General features: G+C 65.0%; 24 protein-coding genes. 10 read left to right on the top strand and 14 right to left on the bottom strand.

All coding sequences use genetic code 11. From position 1 onward, the window contains the following. Window positions 1–2: 2 nt before the first annotated feature. The 5 genes from HDC35_RS17885 to HDC35_RS17865 all read right to left on the bottom strand — a co-directional run bounded on the left by HDC35_RS17885 (window position 3) and on the right by HDC35_RS17865 (window position 6,096). Entirely contained in the window at window positions 3–884 is an 882-nt protein-coding gene (locus tag HDC35_RS17885; RefSeq protein ID WP_184648757.1) for a DUF4189 domain-containing protein, read from the bottom strand. A gap of 59 nt (window positions 885–943) precedes the next feature. Further along, complete coding sequence (locus tag HDC35_RS17880) at window positions 944–1,630, bottom strand: hypothetical protein (RefSeq protein ID WP_184648756.1); 687 nt, start codon at window positions 1,628–1,630, stop codon at window positions 944–946. A 105-nt stretch (window positions 1,631–1,735) separates the two neighbouring features. Further along, window positions 1,736–4,156 (bottom strand): ABC transporter permease, encoded by a 2,421-nt coding sequence (locus HDC35_RS17875; protein ID WP_184648755.1) that lies wholly within the window; start codon window positions 4,154–4,156, stop codon window positions 1,736–1,738. Window positions 4,157–4,158: 2 nt separating this feature from the next. Then, complete coding sequence (locus tag HDC35_RS17870; protein WP_184648754.1) at window positions 4,159–4,839, bottom strand: ABC transporter ATP-binding protein; 681 nt, start codon at window positions 4,837–4,839, stop codon at window positions 4,159–4,161. Window positions 4,840–4,848: 9 nt separating this feature from the next. Continuing rightward, a complete protein-coding gene (locus HDC35_RS17865) occupies window positions 4,849–6,096 on the bottom strand; it encodes an efflux RND transporter periplasmic adaptor subunit (RefSeq protein WP_184648753.1) in 1,248 nt (415 codons plus the stop codon). A 214-nt stretch (window positions 6,097–6,310) separates the two neighbouring features. On the opposite strand from HDC35_RS17865, the gene HDC35_RS17860 reads away from it, so the two are divergent. From HDC35_RS17860 to HDC35_RS17840, 5 genes are all read left to right on the top strand, one after another. Continuing rightward, entirely contained in the window at window positions 6,311–6,850 is a 540-nt protein-coding gene (locus HDC35_RS17860; protein WP_184648752.1) for a response regulator transcription factor, read from the top strand. Beyond that, window positions 6,840–8,159 carry a PAS domain-containing sensor histidine kinase gene (locus tag HDC35_RS17855; protein WP_184648751.1) on the top strand — a complete coding sequence of 440 codons (1,320 nt, stop codon included), beginning with the start codon at window positions 6,840–6,842 and terminating at the stop codon, window positions 8,157–8,159. Before HDC35_RS17860 ends, HDC35_RS17855 begins: the two co-directional genes overlap by 11 nt. Window positions 8,160–8,472: 313 nt before the next feature. Next, window positions 8,473–9,126, top strand: coding sequence for a glutathione S-transferase family protein (locus HDC35_RS17850; protein WP_184648750.1), 654 nt, complete (start codon window positions 8,473–8,475; stop codon window positions 9,124–9,126). Between the two features lie 65 nt (window positions 9,127–9,191). Continuing rightward, on the top strand, window positions 9,192–9,839 hold the full coding sequence (locus HDC35_RS17845) for an aspartate/glutamate racemase family protein (protein WP_184648749.1): 648 nt from the start codon (window positions 9,192–9,194) through the stop codon (window positions 9,837–9,839). A gap of 29 nt (window positions 9,840–9,868) precedes the next feature. Then, on the top strand, window positions 9,869–10,342 hold the full coding sequence (locus HDC35_RS17840; RefSeq protein WP_184648748.1) for an Lrp/AsnC family transcriptional regulator: 474 nt from the start codon (window positions 9,869–9,871) through the stop codon (window positions 10,340–10,342). 12 nt (window positions 10,343–10,354) lie between these two features. On the opposite strand, the gene HDC35_RS17835 is transcribed toward HDC35_RS17840, so the two are convergent. Next, window positions 10,355–11,377 carry an aromatic ring-hydroxylating dioxygenase subunit alpha gene (locus HDC35_RS17835; protein WP_184648747.1) on the bottom strand — a complete coding sequence of 341 codons (1,023 nt, stop codon included), beginning with the start codon at window positions 11,375–11,377 and terminating at the stop codon, window positions 10,355–10,357. Window positions 11,378–11,555: 178 nt separating this feature from the next. Between HDC35_RS17835 and HDC35_RS17830 the strand changes: the two genes are divergently transcribed. Beyond that, the gene (locus HDC35_RS17830; protein WP_184648746.1) at window positions 11,556–12,317 is read left to right on the top strand and encodes a GntR family transcriptional regulator; all 762 of its coding nucleotides are present in this window, start codon (window positions 11,556–11,558) and stop codon (window positions 12,315–12,317) included. Between the two features lie 31 nt (window positions 12,318–12,348). Here the strand turns inward: HDC35_RS17830 and HDC35_RS17825 are convergent, their stop codons facing one another. The 8 genes from HDC35_RS17825 to HDC35_RS17790 form a co-directional block, all read right to left on the bottom strand. Next, a complete protein-coding gene (locus HDC35_RS17825; protein ID WP_184648745.1) occupies window positions 12,349–12,984 on the bottom strand; it encodes a 3-oxoacid CoA-transferase subunit B in 636 nt (211 codons plus the stop codon). Further along, window positions 12,981–13,697, bottom strand: a complete 717-nt coding sequence (locus HDC35_RS17820; protein ID WP_184648744.1) for a 3-oxoacid CoA-transferase subunit A — start codon at window positions 13,695–13,697, stop codon at window positions 12,981–12,983. The genes HDC35_RS17825 and HDC35_RS17820 overlap by 4 nt, the downstream gene beginning before the upstream one ends. Next, on the bottom strand, window positions 13,694–14,230 hold the full coding sequence (locus tag HDC35_RS17815; protein ID WP_221438328.1) for a VOC family protein: 537 nt from the start codon (window positions 14,228–14,230) through the stop codon (window positions 13,694–13,696). Before HDC35_RS17815 ends, HDC35_RS17820 begins: the two co-directional genes overlap by 4 nt. Beyond that, on the bottom strand, window positions 14,227–15,072 hold the full coding sequence (locus HDC35_RS17810; protein WP_184648743.1) for a fumarylacetoacetate hydrolase family protein: 846 nt from the start codon (window positions 15,070–15,072) through the stop codon (window positions 14,227–14,229). The genes HDC35_RS17815 and HDC35_RS17810 overlap by 4 nt, the downstream gene beginning before the upstream one ends. Continuing rightward, window positions 15,069–16,424 (bottom strand): MFS transporter, encoded by a 1,356-nt coding sequence (locus HDC35_RS17805; protein WP_184648742.1) that lies wholly within the window; start codon window positions 16,422–16,424, stop codon window positions 15,069–15,071. The genes HDC35_RS17810 and HDC35_RS17805 overlap by 4 nt, the downstream gene beginning before the upstream one ends. Beyond that, window positions 16,421–17,431, bottom strand: coding sequence for an NAD(P)H-quinone oxidoreductase (locus HDC35_RS17800; RefSeq protein WP_221438327.1), 1,011 nt, complete (start codon window positions 17,429–17,431; stop codon window positions 16,421–16,423). The genes HDC35_RS17805 and HDC35_RS17800 overlap by 4 nt, the downstream gene beginning before the upstream one ends. Next, on the bottom strand, window positions 17,428–19,149 hold the full coding sequence (locus HDC35_RS17795) for an FAD-dependent monooxygenase (RefSeq protein ID WP_184648741.1): 1,722 nt from the start codon (window positions 19,147–19,149) through the stop codon (window positions 17,428–17,430). The genes HDC35_RS17800 and HDC35_RS17795 overlap by 4 nt, the downstream gene beginning before the upstream one ends. A 108-nt stretch (window positions 19,150–19,257) precedes the next feature. After that, a complete protein-coding gene (locus HDC35_RS17790; protein ID WP_184648740.1) occupies window positions 19,258–21,396 on the bottom strand; it encodes a TonB-dependent receptor in 2,139 nt (712 codons plus the stop codon). Here HDC35_RS17790 and HDC35_RS17785 point away from each other — a divergent pair. The 4 genes from HDC35_RS17785 to HDC35_RS19980 all read left to right on the top strand — a co-directional run bounded on the left by HDC35_RS17785 (window position 21,380) and on the right by HDC35_RS19980 (window position 26,302). Continuing rightward, complete coding sequence (locus HDC35_RS17785) at window positions 21,380–22,141, top strand: hypothetical protein (protein ID WP_184648739.1); 762 nt, start codon at window positions 21,380–21,382, stop codon at window positions 22,139–22,141. The two genes, HDC35_RS17790 and HDC35_RS17785, sit on opposite strands and share 17 nt — an antisense overlap. Window positions 22,142–22,158: 17 nt before the next feature. Then, complete coding sequence (locus HDC35_RS17780; protein WP_184648738.1) at window positions 22,159–24,501, top strand: transketolase; 2,343 nt, start codon at window positions 22,159–22,161, stop codon at window positions 24,499–24,501. Between the two features lies 1 nt (window position 24,502). Further along, the gene (locus HDC35_RS17775) at window positions 24,503–25,780 is read left to right on the top strand and encodes a 2-oxo acid dehydrogenase subunit E2 (RefSeq protein ID WP_184648737.1); all 1,278 of its coding nucleotides are present in this window, start codon (window positions 24,503–24,505) and stop codon (window positions 25,778–25,780) included. A gap of 288 nt (window positions 25,781–26,068) precedes the next feature. After that, the gene (locus HDC35_RS19980) at window positions 26,069–26,302 is read left to right on the top strand and encodes a hypothetical protein (protein WP_184648736.1); all 234 of its coding nucleotides are present in this window, start codon (window positions 26,069–26,071) and stop codon (window positions 26,300–26,302) included. The last annotated feature ends 285 nt before the right edge of the window (window positions 26,303–26,587 follow it).

Raw genomic sequence — 26,587 nt, 5'->3', positions numbered from 1 at the left:
TCCTATTCTGCCTTGGCCGCCGCGAAATCATGCACGAACAGCCCCGGCTTGCGGCTGTCGAACACCGCCTGAAGGTCGCACTTCTTGCTCTTCTGCTGCTTGCAATCCAGCTGCGCCGCTTGCTTCGCCCGCTGGGTCGAGGTTTCCGCTATACCGTATTCGCTACTGTCCATTCGAAACGCCTGGATAACCCCGTTACCGGTCCAGGTATTGATTTCGCATTTGCGCGATGTCGCATCGCTGCACGCCTTGATCGCCGCCGCGGACGCGGCCTCGTAGCTGCGATGGCCGCTCGCGACATAGAGCTTGTTATTATATCCGCTGCTCTTGTCGCCGATGACCCATGCCGAGACCGCATAATATTTGCGCGCCTCGGCGCCGGGATTGCGGATATCGGTGCTCGACCGGATCGTCGCGAACACTTCGCAGGGCAAAAGCTGCTTCGCCGAACATTCGGCCATCGCCTGCTTGCGTTGCCCGGCGTCGCCGCCCATCCACATATTGTAGAAATCGCCGTGGCTGTTGCGAAGGATCTTCATCGACGAATCCCACCATTTGCCGCCCGTCGCACAACCGCCGCCCATCACCCGGTTGCACATCTCGATCGAATTGGCTTCGGCGTCATTATATGCACCCGAATAATTGCCGTCGGCCCAGATGTCGGCGGCATCGGGGTGCCGTGCCATCGCCGCATAGCTGTTGCTGCCCGACGAACTCGGCGCCGGGGAACTGCCCCCGGAATAATCGGATATCGGAATGCAGGGCTGAGCCCCGCCCGGGCCACCTGGATTATAGGTCGTTCCCGCCGGGCAGCTCTGGGCGCTGGCCGGGCTTGTACCGATGAGGCCGGTCAAAAATGCTACCGTGAGCGCGATCTTTTTCATGCTTCCATCCTTTTCGTCTGTAAATCATACCGGGCCGGAGCCCCGGGACCGAAACCTGATCATTGCCCCCTTTTACGGATCAGCTGCTGCGTCACCGCCTTGTCTTCCTCGATGACCTGGCCTGCCATCGCGCGGGTGAGCGTGATGATGTCCTGGATGTGCTTGAGGCTTCTTTGGGTCTCTTGCTCGAGTTCTTCGGGCGTGCGCGTTTCATTGTGCGGCGGGCGCGTGCCGTCGGGCCATATGGCCTTCCACGTCAGGTCGGCGACGCCCTCGATCGAGAACTGGCCGAGATAGAGCAGGCCGCGCTCCATATTGTCGACCTGACGAAAGGCAGCGCGTTCCGCCTCCGTCTTCAGTCCCATTTCGCAGCCGAATTGGAGGAGCTGGCGCTCGACTGCATCTTTGGGCGCGCGCGGAGGTTGGTCCGGTGCCCGCTGCAACGGCCCGCCGCGCGGCGATATCTGGATCAACTTTTCCTCGATCGTTTTGCCGACGCAGTCGACGATGACGTTCGAGGTGATCCAGTCGGGGCTTTTTTCATTTTCGAGGATCGCGAGGGTCTCGAGCTTGAAAACCCCGCCGAAGAATCCGGCTTGACCGATATAATCCTCGTCGATCGCGACAACGAGCCGTGCCGGCTTCTCGCCGCCCATGAATACCAGCCACCATTCGTCGGCCATGGCCGGAGTCGCCGCCAAGGCCGCCAGACCTGCGGCGAACAAACCCAATTTTCTTGTTCGCACGGAAACTGTCTCCTTCTTTCTGCGATTGCTGCGGCCCGCCCATGCGAGGCTTCCTCAGCGGACAAAATCTCGTGAAACCCTGAGACCTGCTGGCCCGCGCCGGCCTCATTCGTAGCGAAGCGCATCGACGATATGCCCGCGCGCCGCCGCCCTGATCTGCGCGGAACTGACGAGGATCGCGACGAGGACCGTCGCTCCCGCCACCCCGGCCAGCAACCACACCGGCAGGTCGGTCCGCGCCACGAATTGTTCGAGCCAGTGGCGCATGACCGCGTAGCCGGCACCGAGACCCACGGCGCACGCGACGAGGACGGGCAGCAGAAACTGCCAGAGCAGCAGACGGACGATCTCGCCCGGCGATGCCCCCATCGCGCGGCGGATGCCGATCTCCTTGCGGCGCCGGTCGGCGGAAAAGGCCGATAGTGCGAACAGCCCCATCGCGGCGATCACGAGCGCGACGAGCGCGCAGGCCGCGATCACGCGCCCCTGCACGATCGTCGTGCGGTACCGGTCTGCCTCGATCTGCGACAGCAGTCGTGCCTCGAGCGGCCCGCTATCGCCCATCGCCTCCCACAGCCACCCTAGGCGCGCGCGCACGTCGGAGAGCGCTGCGGGGCTTGTTTCGACCGCGAGCACGCCCCATTCGGGCCGCGCGGCGCTGTAGATCAGTTCGCCCGCAGGTTCGAGCACGCTCGCCGATGCATCGCGAACCACGCCGATAACCGTATAGGGGGTCGTCGGCGGATTGGGTCCGACCTGCAGCGAAATGCCCAGCGGCTGGCCGATGGCTGCCTGCGGCGATGCGAAGCCGAAATGGCGGGCGGCGGTCTGGTTGATGATGACTTCGCCGCGGCGGACATCGCTGTCGCGCGAGGGCGCGAAAGTCCGGCCGGCAAGCGGATCGAGCCCGGCGAGCGCAAAGAAATACGGATCGACCTCGACGAAACCGGGGGTGAAGCGTTGCCCTTCGCGGTTGATCGCGGTGACCGCGCCGTGCGGCGCAAGGTTGAAGGCACCCGCGGCCGAACAGCTTGCGCGGCGCACGCCGGGCAGCTCGCGCACCGCCTGCGCCAGCCCCGACCGGCATTGCGTCGCGACTGTCAGCACCGGCCCGCGTCCGGCGCCCAGCGCACGATCGATGGCGAAATCGGTCTGCCGGTATACCGTGATCGCAGCGACGAGCAGTCCCGTCAGCGTCGCGAACTGGACAATCACCATCGTCCGGCCGATCCACGCTGGCGCCGACAGGCCGGTCGCTCCGCCGCCGAGCGCCGCCATCGGCCGGAGCGACGACAGGATGAACGCCGGGTAGAGCCCCGACGCCACCCCGATCACGAGCCACACGGCCAGCAGCGGCAGAAGCAACCCCGGCTCGCGCGTCAGATCGAAGGCGAGCGACAGGCCTAGCAAGCCGTTCACTGCAGGCAGCACCAGCTCGACGATCGCCATACCAAGGATCAGCGCGACAAGTGTGACGAGCAGGCTTTCGCCGAGGAACTGGGCGATCAGCTGCCCCTGCCCCGCCCCGCACGCCTTGCGCACCGCAACCTCGACCCCGCGACGGCCCGCGCGCGCCGTCATCAACGCGACATAGCTTGTCGACGCCATGAGGAGGATCAGCGCCCCGACCGCGCCGATCGCCATGACAACGGCCGGGTCGACGCTCGGCTTGCCGTGCGGACTGTCGTCGGGCGGTCCGAAGTGGATGTCGGCAATCGGCAGCGCATAGCCGCCGACCTTCGTGCCGCTGGCCGCCGCCATCGCCTGAAACGGGCGAATGACATCGTCGAGCGCGGGCTGAAGGTCGGCGGCGCGCGTCCCCGGCTTGCCGCGAACATAAGTCAGAATGGGCAGATTGATCGTCGGCACCGGACTGGCATCGGCGCGCGCGAGCGGCGACGCCGCGCCCAGACCCGAAGCGACGAACTGCAGATCGAGGTGCGTCCGCGCGGGCAGGTCGGCGAACACCGCCGTCACCCGCAACCGCCGGACCGCGCCGTCGGCACCCACGATCTCGATCGCCGCGCCGCGGGGCGGGGCCCCGCCGAACAGCCTTCGCGCGCTGCTTTGCGACACCGCCACCGTGTCCGGCTGGGCGAGCGCGCCGGCCAGCTGCCCGCTGACGGACGCAAGCGGCAGGACCTCGAAAATCGCGGGATCAGCCCAGACGAACCCCTGCGCGCGGATCGGCGGGGCATCGGCGCGCGCGCGGACGACCGGATTGTCCTGATAGATGCGGGCAATCGTCTCGATCCGGTCGCTCCGCGCTGCAAGCGCCCTCGCAAGGATCGACGGCGTCACCGCCGACACGCGCTCGGGCTGTCCCGGCTGGGCGACGGTGCCCGTCATCCGGAAAATGCGCTCATACCCCGGAATGAAATTTTCATAGGCGTGCTGCTGACGCACGAACAGCCCGGTGACGATCGCAGCGGCGAGCGCCAGCGCCAGCCCCGCGAGCGTCACGACCGCATAGAGTCTGCCGCGCGCAAGCTGGCCGCGGGTGGAGGAAAGGATGCTGCGCAGCACGGTCAGGCGCCCAGCTGCGTCTGGCTGACGACCCGGCCGTCGAGCAGCTGGATCTTGCGATCGGCGCGGTCGGCCTGCGAAAGCGAGTGCGTCACCATCACGACGCTGGTTCCCTGTCCGACCGCCTGCTGGAGCAGGTCCATCACCGCCTCGCCGTTCGCGGTGTCGAGATTGCCGGTCGGCTCGTCGGCGAGGATCAGACGCGGGTCGGACACGATCGCGCGCGCGACCGCCACGCGCTGCTGCTGGCCGCCCGACAGTTGTTTGGGCAGATGGCGGGCACGATGCGGCATGCCGACCCGGTCGAGCGCCAGCGCGACGCGTTCGCGCCGTTCGCGCGCGCTCGTACCGCGATAGAGCAGCCCCAGCTCGACGTTCTGCGCCACCGTCAGTTCGTCGACCAGATTGAAGCTCTGAAACACGAAACCGATCGCAGCGCGGCGCAGGCGGGTCAGTTCATGCTCGCTCGCGCGGCTCACATCCTCGCCGAGCAATTCGATGCGCCCGCCGTCGGGACGGTCGAGCAGCCCGAGGATGTTGAGCAACGTCGACTTTCCGCAACCCGAAGGCCCCATGATGGCGACGAACTCGCCTTCGCCGACGGTCAGCGACACATCGCTCAGCGCATGCGTGCGTACCTCGCTGGTCTCGTAATTTTTCGAGATGGTCTCCACGCGCAGCATGATTGTCTCCTATCGAAGGTTGATGCGCCGATACGCGTCCCAGCCGTCATAGCTGGACGTGATCACGCGGTCGCCGGGCACCAGCCCGGCCAGAATTTCGACCTGGTCGGCATTGCGCCGCCCGATCCGGATCGACCGGCGTTCGGCGCGATTGCCCCCGGGTGCCAGCACGAAGACCCACCGGCCGCCCGACGCCTCCAGAAAGGCGCCGGCCGGAAGCAGCAGCGCCGGACGATCGGCGCCGAGCGACAGCCGGCCGCGCACGGCCTCGCCCGCGACAAGGCCCGACGGCTCGCCGCGTACGAAATCGAGGTCGACGCGGAACGATCCGCCCGTCACCTGCGGATAGATACGCGACACCGCGAGTTCGCCGCGGCGCCCGTCGACCTCGGCACGCTGCCCGACGCGCACGCGCCCCAGATAATATTCGTCGACGCGCGCGGACACCCGAAATCCGGTGTCGAGCGCCAGCTCGCCCAGCCGGTCCCCGCGGTTGCGATTCTCGCCGAGCTTGACGTCGAACGCCGACAGGCGGCCCGCCGCGGGTGCCCGCACCGTCAGGTCGCCGAGTTTTGCGCGCGTCACCGCAAGGCTCCGGCCCAGCGTCGCGAGCTGCGTCTCGATCTGCGGCGCCTGCAGCGCGCTCAGCCGGCCCTGCCGCCGTCCGCGCGCCTCCTGGATCGCCTGCCGGTCGGCGACCGCGCGCTGTTCGTCCTTCAGGCTGTCGATCGTCTTTGCCGGCACGAACCCCTTCGCCGCGAGCGGCAAGCTGCGACGAAGGTCGCGCTCGACGCGCGTCCGGTCGTACCGCGTCAGCGCCAGTGCCTGCGCATTGTCGCTGCGGTCCTGTTCGAGCTGCTGCTGATACGCCTGAAGCTGCGTGATCGACTCGATCAGCCGCGCTTCCTGCGACAGGATATCGAGCTCGAGCGTCGTGTTCGTGAACTCGACCAGCGGCTGGCCTTCGGCGACATGATCGCCCGACCGGACGAACAGGCGGCGCACCCGCCCGCCCTCGGCGGCGTCAAGATAGATGATGTCGCGCGGTTCGATCTGCCCCTGCAGGCTCGTCATGTCGCGAAACAGGCCGCGCTCGGCGCGCGCGACCGCGACCTCGCCCGCCGGCACCGACAACGACGGCGTCGCGAACTGGCGTACGCCGATCACAAGGGCCAGCGCCGCGACCATCAGCCCCGACACCAGCGCAACTCCGCGGCGATGGCGCCGCAGCCAGTTTTGCCGCAAGGGTTCGTCCATGGGGTCACAAGCTCCTCATGCCCCTAGTATCGCGTGGCGAGGCAAAAACAGGAAATTCAACATTTCCAATAACTTGAAGGGATGGCTCCCGAATTCTCGGCCGGACGGGTGTCCGGGATCGGACAACGCCATCGCGCGATTCGCCGCCCGGCCCACGCAAGCGCCTGCTTTTGCTCAGGTTCCCTGCGCGCGCGGGCTCCGGTAAGATCGCGGAATGAAGAGCCCCCGAATCCTGCTGGTCGAAGACGACCAAGCCATCGCGCAGGCGATCGGCCTCGCGCTCCGCGGCGTGGCCGAGGTCGAGCATTTGCCCGGCCCCGAAGCGCTGCCCGACCCGGGATCGTTCGACGCCTATGCCGCGATCCTCCTCGACATGAACTTCCGCCCCGAACAGCGCGACGGCCGCGCCGGGCTGGGCGCGATCGACCGGCTGCGCGTCGCCGATCCGGCGCTCGCAATCGTCGTGCTCACCGTGTTCGGCGGCGTCGCGATCGCGGTCGAGGCGCTCAAGCGCGGCGCGTGCGATTTCCTGCTCAAGCCGTGGCGCAACGACCGCCTCGTCGCCGCCGTCGGCGCGGCGATCGAACTCACCGCGCGCCAGCGCGCCGGCGCTGCGATGAGCCTCGAGACGATCGAGCGCCACGCGATCGAACGCGCGATCGAGCGCGCCGACGGCAATATCAGCCGCGCCGCCGCGGCGCTCGGCATCACGCGCCCCGCGCTCTACCGGCGCATCGAGAAACATGGGCTCTAGCGGCGAACGCGGCGGTAAGCGCCACTGGTCGTTCGCTGCCGGGCTCGCCGCGCGCGGGCTCGTCGCTGGCTGTTTCGCGGCAGGCAGCGCTGCGCTGCTCCTCTCGGGCAGACCCGCGCTCGCGCTGATCGCCGGCGGAGTCGCAATCACCGCACTGTTCGCGCTCGTTCGCGCCGCGCGCCAGGCCGAGCGGACGATGCGCGAACTCGCCGATCAACTCGCGATCGCGATCGACGACCGGCCGTCGGCCCTGCCCTCGGCTTTCGCCGATCTCGACGCCGCGATCGTCCGCGCGGTCGATGCGATGCGGCAGCGCGAGGCCCGCCATCGCACGCAGGCGCATAGCGACGACGCCCTGCTCGACACCGTCCCCGCCGCACTGTTCCTGACCGACGCTGCGGGAGGCCTGCTGCGCACCAACCGCGCCGCGCGCGCGCTCGCGCCCGCCGCGCCCGCGCGCTTCGCCGATCATCCTGCCTTCGTGGCCGCCGACGCCGCGACACTGCTCGCCGGCCCGCCCGAAGCGGGCCGGCTATTGCGCCTGACCGACGGGCGCAGCGCGCACGCCTCGGTCGGGCTCTTCGACATCGCCGACGGATCGCGGCGTCGGCTGATCGCAGTGCAGACCGTCGCCGAACAGCTCGGAGCGGTCGAAACGGACGCCTGGCACCGGCTGAGCCGTGTTCTCGCGCATGAAATGATGAATTCGCTGAGCCCGGTGATCTCGCTCGCCGAAAGCCTCGCCGCGCTCGATCCCGCCGCCGCGCCCGATCGCGGCGAGGCCGCCGCGGCCGCCGCCACGATCGCGCGGCGCGCGCAGCATCTGATGGGCTTTGTCGAACGCTATCGCCAGTGCCTCGCCATCCCCCAGCCGCGCCCAGAGCCCGTCGACCTCGCGACCTTCGGCGCCGACATGGTCGCACTCGCGCGAGGGTTCGACCCGCGCGCCGCGCTGCAAATCGACGCCGCGGCGCCCGACGCAGTCGTCGCGATCGACCGCGAGCTCGTCGAACAGGCGCTGCTCAACCTGCTTAAGAACGCCGTCGAGGCGGCAGCGGACCGGCCACAACCCGTCGTAACCTTCGGCTGGGACATCGCCGGAGACATGCTGTGCTTCACCGTCGAGGATAACGGCCCCGGCCTTCCCCCCGACGCCGAAGACATCTTCCTCCCCTTCTACACGACCAAGGCCGACGGCGGCGGGATTGGGCTCACCATCGCGCGCCAGATCGCAATCTCGCACGGCGGCGCGCTGACCGCCGAGCCGCTGCCAGCCGGGACGAAACTGTTGATGCAACTGCGGATGTGATGCGAACGGAATGGCCGATTTAAGACAGGCAGGTTTTAGCGGAAAATCATGAAGAAGCAGACATTCGGAACCCAATAAGCTGCAGTTGCCGTTTGCGGGCCTGGGACGGGACACCCCGACCTTTCCGTCGCGGAGAATGGTCACGTTGCGTGCAGACCCAGCCAACTCGACCTCTGGGATCGCCAGAGACCATGCGGCATGCCATCGTGGAGATTATGCGCGATAATCGGGCTTCACTTGCGAGGAGTAGGGATATATGGCATGCCATCCGAGATGGGTGCACGCTTGGATGGATCAAAGCCCGGAGTATTAAATGAACATCACCCTCTATCAGTTCCCGGGCGCGTGCTCGCGCGTCACCATGAACGCACTCGAAGAGATCGGCGCCGATTATGGCGACATCCTCGTAAATTTTCGGGAGGGGGCGCAAAAGAAGGAAGACTATCTTGCCGTAAACCCGAAGGGAAAAGTTCCTGCCCTCATCGTGGATGGTCAGACTCTCACGGAGAACGCGGCGATCATCTGGACGCTGCACTGCCTCAAGCCCGAGGGAGGGCTGTTTCCCAAGGCCGACGGCCCCCTCGCAAGCCACGGCCAACGCGCGGACCTCGCCTGGTGTTCGGGCACGATGCATCCGACGGTGCGCCAGATTCGGATGCCGATGAGATGGACGACCGGCGAGACCGAGGGGGTGTGCGCCCACGGCATCGAGACCATGCTCGGCGAGTGTCAAAGATTGAGCAAACGGCTCGCCGGCGGATGGTGGTACGGCCCCGAATGGTCAATTATCGATACCTATCTTTATTGGGGTTATAGCACCGCGGAAAAGGGCGGTTTTCCGCTCGACCGCTTTCCCGTGCTTCTCGAACATGCAGAGCGCGTGCGGGCGCGGCCGAGTTTCCAGCGCGTGCTCGCGCGCGAACAGGCATCGCTGGACAAAACCGGCGTCGAGGGGATCATTCTCTGAGCCGGCGGCCGCGCGTCACCCTCATCAGCGCCCTCGCTGCGTCGTGCGGCCCCGCCAGCGCCGCGATGGCGAGCCAATGGCCCGACGCCTTCTGCACTACCCTTCTCGACGACTCGCTGTCGCGCGACCTTGCCGCCGACGATGCCCCCTCCTCCGGGATCATCGATCGCTTCCTCGCACTCGGCAACTATGCCGCACGGTCGCCGGGTGCGGAGGCGGATGCCATATTGTTCACCTGTTCGGCGTTTTCCGCGGCGATCGCGGCCGTCAAAGCCAACCTTTCTATCCCCATCGTGTCGCCCACCGAGGGCGCGATCGAAGAGGTACTCGACATTTGCGGCGCGGGCGCGGATCGTGGACGGGCGGGCCTCATCCTGACCTTTCCGGAGACGCTGCCTTCGCTCATCCACGAGCTTGGCGAGCGTGCCTCAGCACGGCAAGCGGCGACCCCCGATATCGTTAGCCTGGTCGTCCCCGATGCCCTCGCGGCCCTACAGCGCGGGGATGCCGCATTGCATGACGACCTTGTGAGCGCCGCGGCGGCCGAGCTTCCAAAGGTGGACGTGATCCTGCTTGGCCAGTTCTCGCTGGCGCGCGCGGCGGCGGCAGTGGCGCGCGCAAGACGCGAACCGATCGTGACCACGCCCGAATCCGCAGCAAGGCGGCTGCGCGACATGACAGCGGGACTCCCGGATTTCGCTGGTGCGCGGTGATGCATTCGAACAGAAACCGAAGGATTATTATGCCCGAACGCCCGACTGACGCCTTCGATCGCCGGATTCTCGCCGCGCTCCAGAACGATGGGCGGATGACCAATCAGGAACTCTCCGAAAAGATCGGCTTGTCGCCCTCGCCATGCCTCCGCCGTCTCAAGCAGCTCGAGGCGGACGGGGTGATTTTCCGCTATGTCGCCCTCGTCGACCCGTCGGCGGTTGGTCTCCCTGTGACCGCCTTTATTCGCGTGCGGCTCGACCGGCAAGACGACCGGCATCTGGCGCAGTTCGAAGAGCAGATCGCAAGCTTCCGCGAAGTGATGGAATGCTATCTGATGACGGGCGACGCCGACTATCAGCTGCGGATCGTCGTCGATTCGCTCGGCGCGTTCGAGAATTTCCTGCGCCAGAAGCTGACGAAGATCGAAGGGGTATCGCAGGTTACGACGAGCTTCTCGCTAAGGCCGGTGGTTTATCGCACCGAGCTGCCGATCCCGGCCTAGGCGATGCGGCTGTTATCCGGCACCGGCGGATGCCTCGGCGGCGATGCGGCGTTCGAGATTGCGGCGGCAGCGTGTGGCCGCAAAATCCGTCGGCAGATACACCGGCTGAAGGGAAAAGAATTCCTCGCCGTCCATATAGTCCTGGCAAGCGGCGATCATCGGTTCGTCCTCATTGGTGAAGGCGTTGGTGATGATGGTCTTCGTCTGCGCGTCGATCGCATCGTCTTCGATCAGCCGGTTGCGCGAATGAAGCCAGAAATAATGCGTGGATGTTGCGGTTTCCGGCGTGATGAGATGGGCGTTGCGGGTGGTCGCGCCGTCTCCAGGTTCGCCGCCGACGTCCGTCATGGACAGTCGCTGGCGCAATGTGGCGGGGAAATGCCACTCGATGCGGGAATGAAAATCGCCCCGCTCGCCATGGAAGAACAACAACTGGCTGGACGGGGTGGACACGTCGCGCATCACCGCATCGACGCGGATGGTGTCGGGCTGCGCATCATAGGTGGCATCGCGGCGCGCGCGTTCGGGCGCCAGCGTTCCGGCGTGGAGGAACATCGCGTGGCTGAGGTCCATCAGATTATCGAGCACCAGCCGATAGTCGACATCCATCGTCAGATGCCCGCCCACCGGCCGCCTGTCCCCGCGGTCGACGAGTTGAAGCGGCGTGATGTCGTCGGGGTCGGCCTGCGACGGCTCCCCGGCCCACAGCCAGATCACGCCATCGCGCTCCCGGACCGGAAAGGAGCGGACCTGCGCCGCGCCGGGTATCTTGCCGTCACCATGCGGGTTGAGCCGGCATTTTCCTTCCAGGTCGAACCCAAGACCATGATAGGGACATTCGATCGTCACGCCGTCGAAGACGCCGCGATGGAGCGGCGCGAAGCGGTGCGGGCAGCGATCGCCGATCGCCCGGACTTCACCCTCTTCGTTGCGCACGAGCAGAATCGGCAGGTTCAATATCCGGCGCATGAAGGGAACATGCGTCACCTCATGGGCAAAGGCGGCGCAGTACCAGGCGTTGAAAGCAAAGGACATGATCAACTCCATTTCATGTGATTATATTCGGCAGGCAATGCTAACGAGGGCGGCACTAGTTTTGTCTTGCCGGGCTTCGGCGCCGCGGCGCGAGACGGGGATCGAGCGCCCCGTCAAGGCGGCTGAAGCGAATAGGATGAGATCGCGAGGCAGCGGCGGCGCGAACAGGAGGAACAGAATGTCGACCCGAGTTGAAAGCGTGACCCTGAAGCTGCGCGAGATGATCATCGCGCACGAACTTCCGCCGGGCTCGCGCGTTCCGGAACGCGACCTTGCCCAGGCCTTCGGCGTCTCGCGGACGCCGGTGCGCGTCGCGCTCGGCATTCTGGAGGCCGAAGGGCTTGTCGCCGGCGAGCCCAACCGAGGCTTCGTCGTATGCGATTTCAGCATCGACGACGTGCTCTCGGCCTTTGACGTACGCGGCGCGCTCGAGGGACTGGCCGCCCGCTCGGCGGTCGAGCGAGGCATCCCGCCGGACACAATAGCGCGCCTCGAGGCATGCGTCGCAGAGGGAGAAAGGCTTGTTGCCACGGGATTATGCGGCGCCGACGACATGCGATCCTGGTCGCTCGCCAATGACGAATTCCACCGCGCCATCATCGAAGCCTCCAAGCTGGGAACGCTCGAAAAAGTTCACGCCTATCTGTCGAAGATGCCGCTTGTCGCTCCGGTCGCGATCCTGTTCACCAACGATCAGCAGGACGACGCGCAATCGCGAATGCAAGAAGCGCATATCGATCACGTCCATATTCTGGACGCTCTGCGGAGCGGCGAAGGTGCGCGCGCGGAATATCTGATGCGCGAACATGCGCATCGGTCGCGCGATCATCTGGGGCGGCTGTTGCGCTCCGGGCGCGCCGCGCAGTCCGCGAACGAAGCCGCAAAGCCCGCGCGCCGGACGCGCCGGGCGCGGCCGACGGCAGGCGCGACGACGGACTGATCGCACGGCACGCGGCAAGGCGGCGGAGAAATCAACCGGCAAGGATCGACGCCCCGGTCGCCCGTTCCAGCATCGGCAGATCGACGCCAGGGGCAAGCTCGACAAGTCTGAAGCCGCCTCTTGCAGGATCGAGAACCGCGAGTTCGGTGTAGATTCTCTTCACGACCCCGAGGCCGGTCGCCGGCAGCGTGAGCGCCTCGACAAGCTTGGGACGGCCCGATGCGGTCTGATGCGACATGATAACCCGAACCTCGCGCGCGCCGGCGACGAGATCCATCGCGCCCCCTACCGCCGGGGCAGCATTGCCGCCACTCGACCAGTTGGCGATATCGCCGGAACAGGTCACCTCGAATGCCCCCAGGATGCAGACATCGATATGGCCGCCGCGGATCATCGCAAAACTGTCGGCGTGGTGGAAAAAAGCCCCGCCGGGGACAAGCGTGACAGGCTTCTTGCCGGCGTTGATGAGCTCCATATCGGTTTCGCCGGGCGCGGGTGACGCGCCCATGCCGAGGATCCCGTTCTCGCTGTGGAGAATGATCTCGCGTCCTGCCGGCATCAGGTCCGCAACGCGCTCAGGCTGCCCGATGCCGAGATTGACATAGGCGCCATCGGGAATGTCCAGCGCGGCGCGCGCAGCGATCTCTTCGCGATTCCAGCCGGTCATGCGGGCCGCGCCTTGTCGAGCGCCGCGAGATGATCGCTTTCGCGAACCGGATCGGGTACATGCACGATCCGGTCGACAAAGATCGATGGCGTCACGATCGTCTCCGGGTCGAGGTCGCCGGGTTCCAGAACATGGCGAGCCTGAACGATGGTGACCTTGGCCGCCGCCGCCATGACCGGCGCGAAATTCCTCGCCGCCTTGTTGTACAGGAGATTGCCCCAGCGGTCGGCCCGCTCGGCCTTGATCAGGGCAAAATCGGCAGAAAGCGCGGTTTCGAGCAGATAGTCGCGGCCGCCGAACGAGCGCGTTTCCTTCCCGCGCGCAATTTCGGTTCCGACGCCTGTCGGCGTGTAGAAGGCGGGTATGCCGGCTCCCGCCGCGCGGATGCGCTCGGCCAACGTGCCTTGCGGGACAAGTTCGAGTTCGATTCTGCCGGCACGGTAGAGTTCGTCGAAGACGTGGCTGTGCGACCCCCGGGGAAAGGAACAGACGATCTTGCGCACGCGCTGTTCCTTGAGAAGAAGAGCGAGCCCGATCTCCCCGTTTCCCGCATTATTGTTGACGACGGTCAGGTCCCGCGCGCCCTGTTCGATCAGCGCGTGGATCAATTCGGTCGGGTTTCCCGCCTCGCCGAACCCGCTGACGAGGATCGTCGCGCCGTCGGGGACGTCGTGGAGCGCGTCGAGCGCCCTTCTGAAGCGCTTGTCGATCATCGTACGATTTCGTCGGGACGGATCATGATCGAGGCGACGGGCTCGCCCGACGCCAGCCGGCGCCGCAAATCCCCGACCTCGAAATCAATCCCGATCGGGTTGGCGGTGAAAGCGGGTCCCTTCATCCATGCCTGGGCGTCGCGGGCATTATCGAACCGGTCGACCTGTAGCTCGACGTCGTTGCCGTCGGGATCGGTATAGTAAAAGGAAATTGTCGGCCCGTGATGGATCGTGCGGCGCGGGGTGATCCCGAGACCGCGAAGGCGGTCGTGGGTTTCGAGCAGCTCAGTCAGCCCCGCGTAGGTGAAGGCCGAATGATAGAAGCCCACGGTGACACCCGGCGGCTTGGGCGCAATATTCGGCGGCGCGATCAGCGCGATCCTGTGATGCTCGTCGTCGTAGGTAAGAAAGGCGATGAAATCATTGCCATTCACAACCTCCGCGCCGAGCACGGTGCAATACCAGTCGCTCATCCGGCGGAGATCGGCGGTGTAGAAGACGATATGCGCCAGGCGTATGGGACGCGTGATCATCGCTCCTTCTCCTCTTCGATAATGGTGTTGGCGAGAATGCCGAGCCGGTCGATCTCGACCTCGATCCGGTCGCCGGGCCGCATCCACAGCTGAGGTTCGCGCGCCGCGCCGACGCCGCCGGCGGTGCCTGTCGCGATGACGTCTCCGGGGCGGATTTCCCAGATCTGGGACATATAGGCGATCAGCGCCTCGACGCCGAACAAGAGGTCGTCGATGCCGCTCTGCTGCATGATCCGGCCGTTCAGGCGGGTCGTCAGCGTCAGCGCATTGACGTCGCCCGCCTCGTCCGGCGTCACCAGCCAGGGCCCGAAGCTCCCCGAACGATCAAAATTCTTGCCGGGCATGAACTGCGACGTGTGGCGCTGGAAGTCGCGGATCGACCCGTCGTTGAAGCAGGCATATCCCGCCACATGGTCGAGGGCACGCGCGGCGGGGATGTGCCGCCCGCCTTTCCCGACGATCACCGCAAGTTCGCCTTCGAAATCGAAACGCTCGGACACACGCGGCTTCACGAGCGGAGCGTCATGCCCCACGAGCGACGAGGGATAGCGGGGAAAGAGGATGGGATAGGGCGGCGTCGCATTTCCGGTTTCCTCAATATGCGTCTTGTAGTTCAGCCCGACGCAGACGATACGCCCCGAATTCGGCACCGGGGGCAGGAGCGAGACGTCCGACAAGGCAACATCGGGCGACAGGGCCGAAAGCTCGCCGAGCCTGGTCAGATCGGGGAGAATCGCTTCGAGCGGCTGTCCGCCGAAGCGGGCACCGGCATCGATGATGCCGCCATCCTTGACCAGCCCGTAGCTGACGGTTTCACCATCGATAAAACTTGCAATTCTCATATCGGTCCTCGTTCGCTGTCGGGGTGATGAATGGAAGCATAGCGCCGCGCATATGCGGACCTGCCGTTCAGGAGGAACAGGATCCCGGCCGCGGCCATCACGACCAGCGTTATGGCAAGCGCGTCACCGATGCGGGCAGGGTCGCGAAACAGGCTGTCGCTTATCAACGGCGGGAGCGCCGGGCCGAGCGTCATGCCTGCGATCGATATCGAGATCAGATAGAGCGCCGAAATCTGTCCCCTGAACCGGTTCGGCACTACCAGCTGCAGCGCTGCCGCGATCGTCCCGATGGGGGCCGCCTGGAAGAACATGGCTGCACCGAAGAAGGCGAAGGTGAGTTCCGTCGAGCCGCCATAAAGTGCCGCCAGTGCGCAAAACAGCATTCCGGCCATCGCGGCGAGTCCCATGACGATCGGCGTGTCCTGCCGGCCGCTGGCGACGAGCCGGTCGCTGACAAGCCCGCCGCTGAGCAGCCCCAGAACGCCCCCGACAGCCGTGGCCAGACCCAGCTGGGTCCCGAACTCACCGGGTGACAGGCCGTGGACGCGTTCGACAAAGGTCGGCATCCAGCTCAAAAGGGCAAAGAAAATACCGTTGTGAAACGCGAAGCCGAAGATCAGACCGGCAAATAACCGGCGTTCCCGGATAACGAGCTCGACGGTTTCGCGGATCGACGGTGCCTCCGCCGCAACCGCACCGCCGAACTGCCGCCGCGGCGGCTCGGGCAGGAGCAGCATGATCGCGGCCATCGCGATGCCGGGCGCACCAACCAGGAAGAAGACGAGCCGCCACGGCTCGGCCCCCGCCATCCACGTCGCGGCACCCGAATGCTCGATCCAGTTCAGAAGGAAGCCCCCGACCAGAAGCGCCAGCCCGGCCCCCACATGAACCCCGGAGCTGTAGAGCGCGAGCACGAATGACAGGCGGCGCTTCGGCACCATATCGGCGATCATCGAATAGGCGGCAGGCGAAAGTGCCGCCTCGCCGATGCCGACACCGGCCCGCCATGCGAAGAGCGCGAGGAACGACTGGGCGGTCCCGCACATCATCGTCATCACGCTCCACATCAATATGCCCGCAGCGATCAGGTTGCGCCGGCTGCCGCGATCGGCCATGCGGCCGAGCGGAATTCCAAAGCCGAAGTAGAAGAGCGCGAACGCCAGTCCCTGGATCAGGCCGAAGCTCGTATCGCTTATTCCAAGGCTGTCCTGCACCGGCTCGACGAGCAGGGCCAATATCTGACGATCGACGAAGGACAACGCGTAGGCGGTCATGAGCGCCGCCACGACGAGCGCAACGCGCAGCGACGAGAGCGGCGGCGGCACCTGTCCTTCGGGCGCGCGCGCCCTCATGGCCGTGAGACCTCGAGCACGACTTTCCCGAAATGGCGGCGGCCTTCGACATGGGCGATCGCGTCGGCGGCCTCCTCGAGAGCAAAGCTGCGATCGACCATCGGATCGATGCGGCCGGAGCAGACATGCGGCCAGACCTGTTCGACGAGTTCCGCGACGACGCGCGCCTTGAACGCATCGGAGCGGGGCCTCAACAGACTGCCGCCGACCCGCAGACGCTTGCGCATGAGTTTGCGGATATCGAGTTCGGCCGCAAAGCCGCGCGCGCCGCCGATGAAGACGAGCCGGCCGCCTTCGGCAAGCGCATCGATATCCTTCGCCAGATAGTCGCCCGCCACGATATCGAGGATCACGTCGACCCCGCGATTGCCGGTCAATGCCATCACGACCTCGGCGAAATCCTCGGTCTCATAATCGATACCGCGCGCTGCCCCTAGCGCCTCGCAGCGCCTTGCCTTGTCGGCGCCGCGCGCGGTGGCGAAGACGCGGCGACCGAGGCTATGCGCTATCTGGATCGCCGCGACGCCGATGCCGCTGGTTCCGCCGTTCATCAGGAAGGTTTCGTGTGGGCCGAGTGCGCTGTCGATGAAGACATTGCTCCAGACGGTACAATAGGTCTCGGGCAAGGCGGCCGCCGCGTTCCAGTCGAGATTGACGGGCATCGGGAAGATATTGCCTTCGGGGGCGACGGCATATTCGGCGTAGCCCCCGCCGCGCAGCAAAGCGCAGACGCTCTCGCCCACCGACCAGCGCGCGACCCCCGCGCCGAGCGCAACGATCTCCCCAGACACTTCGAGGCCCGGAATGTCGGTCTCGCCGGGACGAAGCGGATGACCACCCGCGTGGAGCTGGTGAACGTCATGGCCGTTCACGCCGGCGGACCGGACCGCGATCAGGACCTCGCCGGGGGCGACTTCCGGAACGGGACGCAGCGTCGGCGACGCGACGAAATGTCCCGCCTCCCTGCGAAATTCGACTGCGCGCATCATGTCCGATCCGCCGCTCATGCCACACGCTCCTTCGGCACAGGTCCGCTGGCGCGGCCGGCGATATGTCCCAGCGCCTCCTCGAGCGCGGCGGCCCGGTCGGCCAGTCCGGGCGGTTCGATCCAGCCGATGCGTCCGTCGGGGCGAACGAGGACCGCGAAGGGATCCTGTCCCCAATAATCGGCGACGCTCGCCTGGTCGCTTCGCATCGTCCCATCGAGGGCGATAATGTCCAGATCCAGATAGTCGCCATCGATCGCGCCGGCGGCGGCCCGCCATGCCGCCTCGGTTTCGGCGGGGACGAAGAGCGTGAAAGCATCGAAGCGCAGCGCGTCGAGCGCGGCACGGCCCGGCGAAAGCCAGAAATGGGGCACATGGTTTCCGGGCTGAAACGAAGGCTGAAAGCCTTCCAACGGGAGAACCGGCGTTGGCACTGTACGCGCCGGCGGTACGAACGCCCCGTTGGTGAGGCGCGCCGCCATCTCAAGTTCGAGAAACGCGAAATGGTCGATCTGGTTTTCCACCGCCGCGTGCAGCGTAGCGAACTGCGGATGTGCTTCGTCCCCGCGGAGTTCGCCAATCGTCTCGGCAAGGACGGTGTCTCCCCGGTCGCCGCCGAGCGCCGTTTCAATGATCTGCATCCGGTCATTGTTGCGAACCGACTGCTCGGTGTTTCGGATGGCGATCGGCCGGCATTCCTGTTCATAGCTGTCGAGCAGGTCGATGCCCGCCTTGCCGCGGATGACGGCATTGAGCTTCCACATCAGATTCTCGACGTCTTCGACGCCGGTATTGAGGCCGAGCCCGCCGGTGGGCGGAAAACGGTGCCCCGCGTCGCCGACGAGAAGGGCCCGCCCTGCGCGGTAGTGCCGCGCGATCTGCGCCGACATGACCCAGTTGCCGACCGAGGTGATCGAATAATCATGAGCGCATCCGATGACGCGGTCGACGATTTCACGGCACTGTGCTTCGTCGAACCCTTCGGGAGGATCAATCTCCGGGTCGATCCGGAGCATGAAAACCTGCGACCCGACGGGCTGATGAACGATGAAGAAGCCGCTGAGCCCCGGCGCGCGGACGAAGAAGACGACGCCCGGGTGGCGCGCAAGAATCGGCATTGCGTCGGACCGGATATGGATCGCGAGGAAATGGGCGAGCGCCGGCGGGCCGTCCATCGCGATACCCGCGCTCCGGCGGACGCTGCTGCCGGCACCGTCAGCGCCGATGATATAACGCGCGCGCAACTCGCACGTGGTTTCGCCGCATTGGACCCGAGCCGACACGCCTTCATCGTCCTGGGAGAAATTGACCAGACGGTGACCAAATCGCACCGGATCGGAACCGTGGCGCTCGACGAGACGCGCCTTGAGAAGCGGCTCGAGGATATTCTGCGGCACATTCGCCGAATAGACCGGGCTGATCCGGGTAAATCGAGGAGACAACCCCTTCTTTCCGCTCAGATCGAGGCGACCGTAGCACAGACCCGTGAGGCTTTCGCACCAGACGATGCAGCGCTGCAGCTCCTCGGGCGTCGACTGGGCGAAAATGGCGTCGGCGATGCCTATCCGGCGATAGACCTCCATCGAATGGGTCTTGAGAACATGGGCCGACGGCTCGGGGTGGAGGCCGTCCCGCGCCTCGATGATTTCGAAGCTCAACCCCAGCTGCGTCGCGATGATGGCGGCGAGCAGTCCCGCGGGACCGGCGCCGACTATGAGAATATCGGTTTGGTGCGACATAGGTTGAACTGCGAGTCCTTTTCTTGGTTGGCGGCACGACAGGATGGGCCGCGTTGTTCATGCGAGGATGCGCCGGGCTCCGCTGCGCGGCGTAGCCCGGCGGGGCGATCAGAATTTTCCGGAGAGCTGGATCCCGATGCGGCGGCGCGCTTCATAAGCAGGCGCCTGGTAATAGACGCCGAACTCTTGCCGCACGCGGGACACGAAATGCTCGTCGAAGAGGTTGCGGACGTAGAGCGCTACGGAGATATTATCGTCCGCGGTCTTGAAGCCGATGTTGAGGTTCGCAAAACCATATCCGTTCTGCACTTCCAGCGGATCGCGCCGGGCTTCGTAGACAACGCTGCTCCGCCACGAATAGGTCGCATTGACGAACGCGCTGAAGTCCGGGGAGATCGGGGCTTCGTAGCGCGCCGATGCATTGAAACTCCACTTGGGCGAGACCGCGAGGCTCCAGCCATCGAGCGTCTGCACGCCGCCGACGCACACGCCTGGCGCGAGCGGGCTGCCCGCAGGCAGGGTCGGCTCGTTGTAATAGCAGGCCGCATTGTCGAAGTCGGTGTAGCGCGCGTCGATATAGGCACCGTTGAGACCGAGGCTGAGCCCCTGCGCGGGGCGCGCGTTGATCTCGAGTTCGACGCCGGTCGACTTCAGCTGCCCGGCATTCTGGATCACGAAAGTCGGCGGATTGGTCGGAAGCCCGACGGTCGTCTGGAAATTGTCGAATGTCGAATCGAAGGCGGTGAGGTTGAAGGTGAGACGCCGGTCGAAGAATTGCGACTTGATGCCGATCTCATAGGATTTGGCGATTTCGGGAGCCACGCGAGCATCGTCGATGATCGACGCGGGCGTGCTCGTCTGGGTCAGATTGAAACCCGGCCCCTTGTAGCCGCGCGACGCGGTCGCATAGAGCATGACGTCGGGCGCCACATCGAATTGCGCCCCGAAGCGGTAGGAGACCGCGTCGTAGCTTACCCTTTTCGTAGCATAGGAGAAGACCGGGACATTGCCCGGAATAATCCCCGTGTCGGTGCCGACGCGGGCCCGGTCGAAGGTTGCCGACGTCCGGTCGTTCGAGATGCGGATACCGCCGATCAGCCGAAGGCCGGGCGTGACGCGGTATGTCAGTTCGCCAAACGCCGCGACGTTCCGCAATTTATCGGTCACCGTGTTGACCCGGTAGAAATTTGATATCCCCGGCTGGACCAGACCGAAGAAATTCTGGTCCTGAACGTCCTTGACCTTGAACTGATAGTAGAAAAGGCCGGCAACGAAGCTCAGCGGCTTCTCGGAGGGCGATGCGATGCGCAGTTCCTGCGTGAACTGGTCATAGTCCTCACGGTCCTCGAGGCGGGTCAGATGGAGCAGCGGCGAGCTGGTCACGAAGGGATCCATATGGCCCTCGACCGAAACCGACCGGTAGGAGCTGACCGAAGACAGCGTATAGCCCCCACCGAGATCCGCATCGACCAGCCCGGTCAGATAATAGTTGTTGCCCTTGGCGTAGGGGCTGGCGAAGAATTCGCCTTGCTCGTTACGCGGTCCGGGGGTGATGCCGCGCGAGCGCGCCCAGTTTTCGACGATGATCCCGAACGGCGTCGTTGCGGTGAAGAGGCGATGGGTATTCGCGTTGGCGCGTTCATCCCGGCCGTCATATTGGCCGATGATCGTGACCGTAACGTCGGGGGCTGGCTCGATGGTCAATCCCGCGCGGATGCCGTAGCTGTTCTTCTGGTTATAGTCCTGGCCGTCGGGCCCTTCGATGAAGCCGTCATGGCCGTATTTCCAGGCCGTGACGCGGAGCGCGGCCTTGTCGCCGAGCGCAACATTCGCGACGCCGTCGATATTGAGCTCATTGTGCGAACCATATTCGACGTTGAACGCCCCTCCGGTCGTCCCGATTTCGGGTTTCCGGTTGACGATGCTGATCAGGCCGGCGGTGGCGTTCTTGCCGAACAGCATGCCTTGCGGCCCCTTGAGGACCTCGACACGCTCGACATCGACCATGTCGGTGATACTTCCTCCCACCCGCGCCAATGGCACGCCGTCCACCGCGACCCCGACCGAGGATTCAAGGGTGGCTGTCAGCGCGTAGGTTCCGACGCCGCGGACATTGAAGCTGTTAAGCTTTGCTTCACCGGCCGGATTGAAGGTCAGGCCGGGGACAAGCTGGGGAAGTTCGCTGGTGCTCGCGATCCCTGCCTGGTCCAGCGCCACGGGCGACACCGCGATGACCGAGATCGGCACGTCCTGGATGCTCTCGGCACGCTTGTTTGCCGTGACCACGATTTCGAATGTGTCATCCGTTTGCGCCGGCGCCGCGTTCGCCGTTGCTTCGCCGGACTGCTGGGCCAGCGCCGCCGGGGCCCACATCAAGGCCGTGCCGGCAAGCAACCATTGTGACAATCTGCAAGCGCGCGCAGCTCCGTTCGACATCTCCACTCTCCCTCATGAATGCCAATCTTTTGGCTGGCGCCTAAATGGCATGCCAAAAATGATTCTTGCAAGCGGAAATGTGCCACAATCGCTAAGCCATTGCCAATTTGGCATGCCAATATCTGCTTTTTGTGTTCAAGATGCTGCCCGAAGAGATGGGTTGCGCAATATTCCGCCAGGATGCGCCGGATCGCGGCAGATTATGCTGTTCCACCCGGCTTTCGCGGCGATCTTCGCAAGGATTTGCGCCGGGTGCCCGCGCTATAGGGGCGGCTGGAGAAGAGGTGAGACTATGAAGCCGACCATGTCTGATGATCGCGATGTGCTTTTTCGCGGGTTGAAGCGGATCGACGCACGCCTTCTTATGGCTTACCTCATGGATGATCCCCAACGGCACGATCGTGTGGGCCACCGCCGGTCGTTTGGCTCGCCTTATCGCGGACCTTGTTTCGAAAATGACGCCCAGGATAGAAGCCGGCGATCTTGCCGTCGCGCGCTACGCCTGACTTCGGACCAAATCGCCGCGGAACACATCACCTTCGGCATCACTACATAGCTGGAATGGACATCCCGATGGCATCCGCCGTAAAATCTGATCGATCGCAGTTGATCCACGCGCTCGAGATGCTCGACACGCGCCTTTTGTGGTTGTCATCGTGGATGATCCATAATGCGAACAATATCCGTCCGAAGCGGGACGGGCTGAAGGTCGGTGGACACCAGGCGAGCTGCGCGTCGATGACGGCGATCATGTCGGCGCTCTATTTCCATGCGCTGCGGCCGCAGGACAAGGTCGCGGTGAAGCCGCACGCTGGACCAGTGCTACACGCGATCCACTATCTGATCGCCGAGCAGTCGCGCGAGGCAATGGAAAAGTTTCGGGGCCTCGGCGGCGTGCAAAGCTATCCCAGCCGCACCAAGGACGCGATCCCGGTAGACTTCTCGACCGGCTCGGTCGGTCTTGGCGTAGCGATCACCGCCTTCACCAGCCTCGTGCAGGATTACCTGATCGCGCATGGCAAGGTCGAGGAGGAGGAGGTCGGGCGCATGATCGCGCTGATGGGTGACGCCGAGCTCGACGAGGGCAACATCTATGAATGCCTGATCGAGGGTTACAAGCACGATATTCGCAATTGCTGGTGGGTCGTCGACTATAATCGCCAGTCGCTCGACGCGACGACTGCCGAGCGTATGTTTCGCCGGTTCGACGATATCTTTGAGACCTGCGGCTGGCGCGTCGTCACGCTCAAATATGGCAAGCTGCAACAGGCAGCGTTCGCACGTCCCGGCGGCAAGACGCTGCAGCAATGGATCGATAGCTGTCCCAACGCAGACTTTGCGGCGCTGACCTATCAGGGCGGAGCGGCGTGGCGTGCCCGGTTGATGGCCGACATCGGCGACAAGCCCCATCTGAAGAAGCTGCTGAGCAGCTTCGACGACGACGGTCTTGGCGCGCTGATGACCAATCTGGGGGGGCATTGCATCGAGACGATCGTCGAGGCCTTCGACGGTGCGAACGACGAGCGTCCGACGCTGTTCATCGCCTATACGGTGAAGGGCAAAGGCCTGCCGCTCGCGGGACACAAGGACAACCACTCGGGCATGATGAATGCGGGGCAGATCCATCAGTTCCGCGACAGTATCGGCGTTCCCGAAGGCAGCGAGTGGGACAAATGGGGCGGCCTTGGCGACAATGTCACAGCGACCCTGCAGGCGTTCGTCGATGCAAGCCCGATCGCTCGTAAGCTGCGCGAAGAGGCTGCCGAAGCGGTCCCCGTCCCCGCCGCGCTGCCGGTGCCGGACGGCGCCGAGCAATCGACGCAGGCCGCATTCGGTCGCGTACTGCTCGATCTCGCCAAATCGGGCGAACCGCTCGCCGACCGCATCGTGACGACCGCGCCCGACGTGACGCAGACGACGAACCTCGGTGCCTTCGTGAACCAGCGCGGGCTATTCCGGCGCCAGGAACTTGCCGACGTCTTCCAGAAGGCGAAGATCCCCTCGGCGCAGAAATGGACGCAGCACGCCGCGGGCCAGCATATCGAACTCGGCATTGCCGAAAATAATTTCTTCCTGCTGCTCGCGTCGCTCGGACTTGCCGCACCCCACTTCGGGACGCGGCTGCTGCCCGTCGGCACGGTGTACGACCCGTTTGTGTCGCGCGGGCTCGATGCGCTCAACTATGGCTGTTACCAGGACGCGCGCTTCCTGCTCGTCGGCACCCCGTCGGGGATCACGCTCGCGGGCGAAGGCGGCGCACACCAGTCGATCAACACCCCGCTGATCGGCATGGGGCAGCCGAACCTCGATTATTATGAGCCGGCCTATGCCGATGAGGTCGCGCTGCTGATGCGCCACGCGTTCGCGCATATACAGCAGCCCGGCGGCTGCTCGGTCTATCTTCGCCTCTCCACCCGGGCAATCGCGCAGGCCAAGCGCAGCGACGACGGCTGGCAGGCTGATGCCATCAAGGGAGCCTATTGGCTGAAGCCGCCTGCCCCAAACGCCGAGGCGGCGATCGTCTTCACCGGTGTGATCGCCCCCGAAGCGCTCGCGGCATGGGAAATCCTCAGCGAGGACTTGCCCGGCATCGGCCTCCTGAATGTCACATCGCCCGACCTGCTGCATCGCGGCTGGTCGGAGCGGCGCGCGGCTCGCTGGACTGGAAATACGCCGGCACCGAGCCACATTGAGCAGCTTCTTGGGCAGCTCGCCCCGGGTGCGGGGCTCGTCACCGTGCTCGACGGGTCGCCCGGCGCGCTGTCGTGGATCGGCGGTGTCGCGGGTAGCCGTGTCAGCCCGCTCGGCACCGACCGGTTCGGACAAACCGGCGACGCTCCTGACCTATACAGCCTTTACAGGATCGACGCCGAAGCGATCGTCGACGCCGCGGCTGAGCTCTTCTTGGGGAACTGAGATGGCAACAGAATTGACGATGCCGGCACTCTCGCCGACAATGGAAAAAGGTACGCTCGCCAAATGGCTCGTCAAGGAAGGCGACGCCATAAAGGCGGGCGACCTCATCGCCGAGATCGAGACCGACAAGGCGACGATGGAATATGAGGCGGCCGCGGATGGCCGCATCGCCAGGCTGGTGATCGCCGAAGGAACCGACGACGTCGCGGTGGGAGCGGTGATCGCGCTGCTCGCGAGCGGAGACGAGGCGGCGCCCGAGCTTGCGATGACCGATGTCGTGCCCACGGAGGCTCCGGCGGTTGCGCGCGCCGAAATCCCGCCGACGCCGGCACCCGTGGCACAGCCCGTGGCGCCCGCGCCCGAACCGATGCGCAAGCGGCCGTCGCCCGCCGACCGTATCAAGGTCAGTCCACTCGCCGCGCGCATCGCTGACGCCAAAGGCATCGACCTCGAGGCGATCGCCGGAAGCGGGCCCAACGGCCGCATAGTCCGTGCCGACCTCGGCGTCGCATCGCTGCTCGCCATCCCCGCGGGACCGGTGGCGACCGCCGTCATTGCGGCGCCGGAAATAGCGCCGCCGCCTGCTGGGGTGCCGGTCGAGAGCGTCAAGCTCGGCTCGATGCGCAGAATGATCGCGCGCCGCCTGACCGAGAGCAAGACCAGCGTACCGCACTTCTATCTCACGGCGCGCTGCAATCTCGATCCGTTGCTGGCCCTTCGCGGTCAGCTCAATGCGGCGCTCGAAGGAAGCGGCGTCAAGCTGTCCGTCAACGACCTGTTGATCAAGGCGCTCGCGTTTGCGCTCCAGGAAGTGCCCGATGCGAATGTTCAGTTCGGCGGCGAAATGCTGCACCGCTTCGGCCGCGTCGACGTGTCGATGGCGGTTGCGATCGACGGCGGGCTCGTCACCCCCGTCCTGCGCGACGTCGGCGCGAAGTCGCTGTCGGCGATCGCTACGGAGAGCAAGGCGCTCGCGGCGAAAGCGCGCGACGGCAAGCTAGTCCCCGATGACTCTGAGGGCGGCACCGTGTCGCTCTCCAACCTCGGCATGTTCGGCATCGACGAGATTATGCCGGTGATCAACCCGCCCCAGGCCTTGATTCTCGGCACAGCCGCCGGCATCGAACAGCCATGGAAGGTCGATGGCGGGATCAAGCTGGCGACGATCATGGCCGCGACCGCCAGCTTCGACCATCGTGCGGTCGACGGCGCCACGGGTGCAGAGTTCTTGCGGAGCTTCAAGACGCTCGTCGAAAACCCTCTGCGGATCGCCGCATAGGATCGTATACTGGCCGCTAGTTGACTGTCCGGTTTTGGGCATGGAATGATGAGAGCGGACGTTTGAGATGGATTCTCACAGACGCCCGCTCTCCCGGTTATCTCCACGTCTGGATGGTATAGACCGCTAGATTTTGGCGCCTCCCGCCAGCATCAACGCGTATTCAACATCGACACCAAGATAGCGTACCGGGGTTGTCGGCTGAGCCTCCGCGTCGCTCAAGCTAAACGAGCAAGCGGCCGCGAGCATGGGTCATCAACTCGAATTGCACGGTCGATCGATCCTCTGTTGAATTACGATCGCCCGCGTGCGCATCTCTCTGCCGGTGACGAGATCGCCAATCTTGATTTTTACCACATCGCAGCCCTGCAACTTACAGTCGATCGCAAGGTCGAACCGCGCTCGGTCCCGAAGCCTTTGCTCGCGATCGAGAAAGAAGTGTATCGCCCAGATCACCGACCTTTCTTCCAGCGTTCCACGCGGGGCGCCGAGTTGCACAGTCGAATTCTGACCTTCCCATGATTGTTCTCCTATGGCCAGCATGGCCAACATAAGAACGGTTGAGATTTGCGGATCATCGACGGCGAGCAGCGTGATTGGGGTGAATCCACACGAGCACAGGCAATCATCACGTCAGCCGGGGGCGCAATTCCCATTGGCGCTCAAAAATCGACCGAGGCCGTCTCCACCGTGCGATAGGGAATGAAGTTGTTAGGTCGTGTTGACAAAAGACTTCAGCCATAGGCGCGTTGCGGCGAGGTTGAGGAAGCTCTCGAACGAGAGCAGGGTTTTGTCATAGCGGGTGGC

Source organism: Sphingopyxis sp. JAI128, from assembly GCF_014207235.1.
Lineage (GTDB): Bacteria > Pseudomonadota > Alphaproteobacteria > Sphingomonadales > Sphingomonadaceae > Sphingopyxis.
The sequence above is the reverse complement of the archived record's forward strand: the minus strand, read 5'-3'. Positions and strand labels throughout refer to the sequence as shown.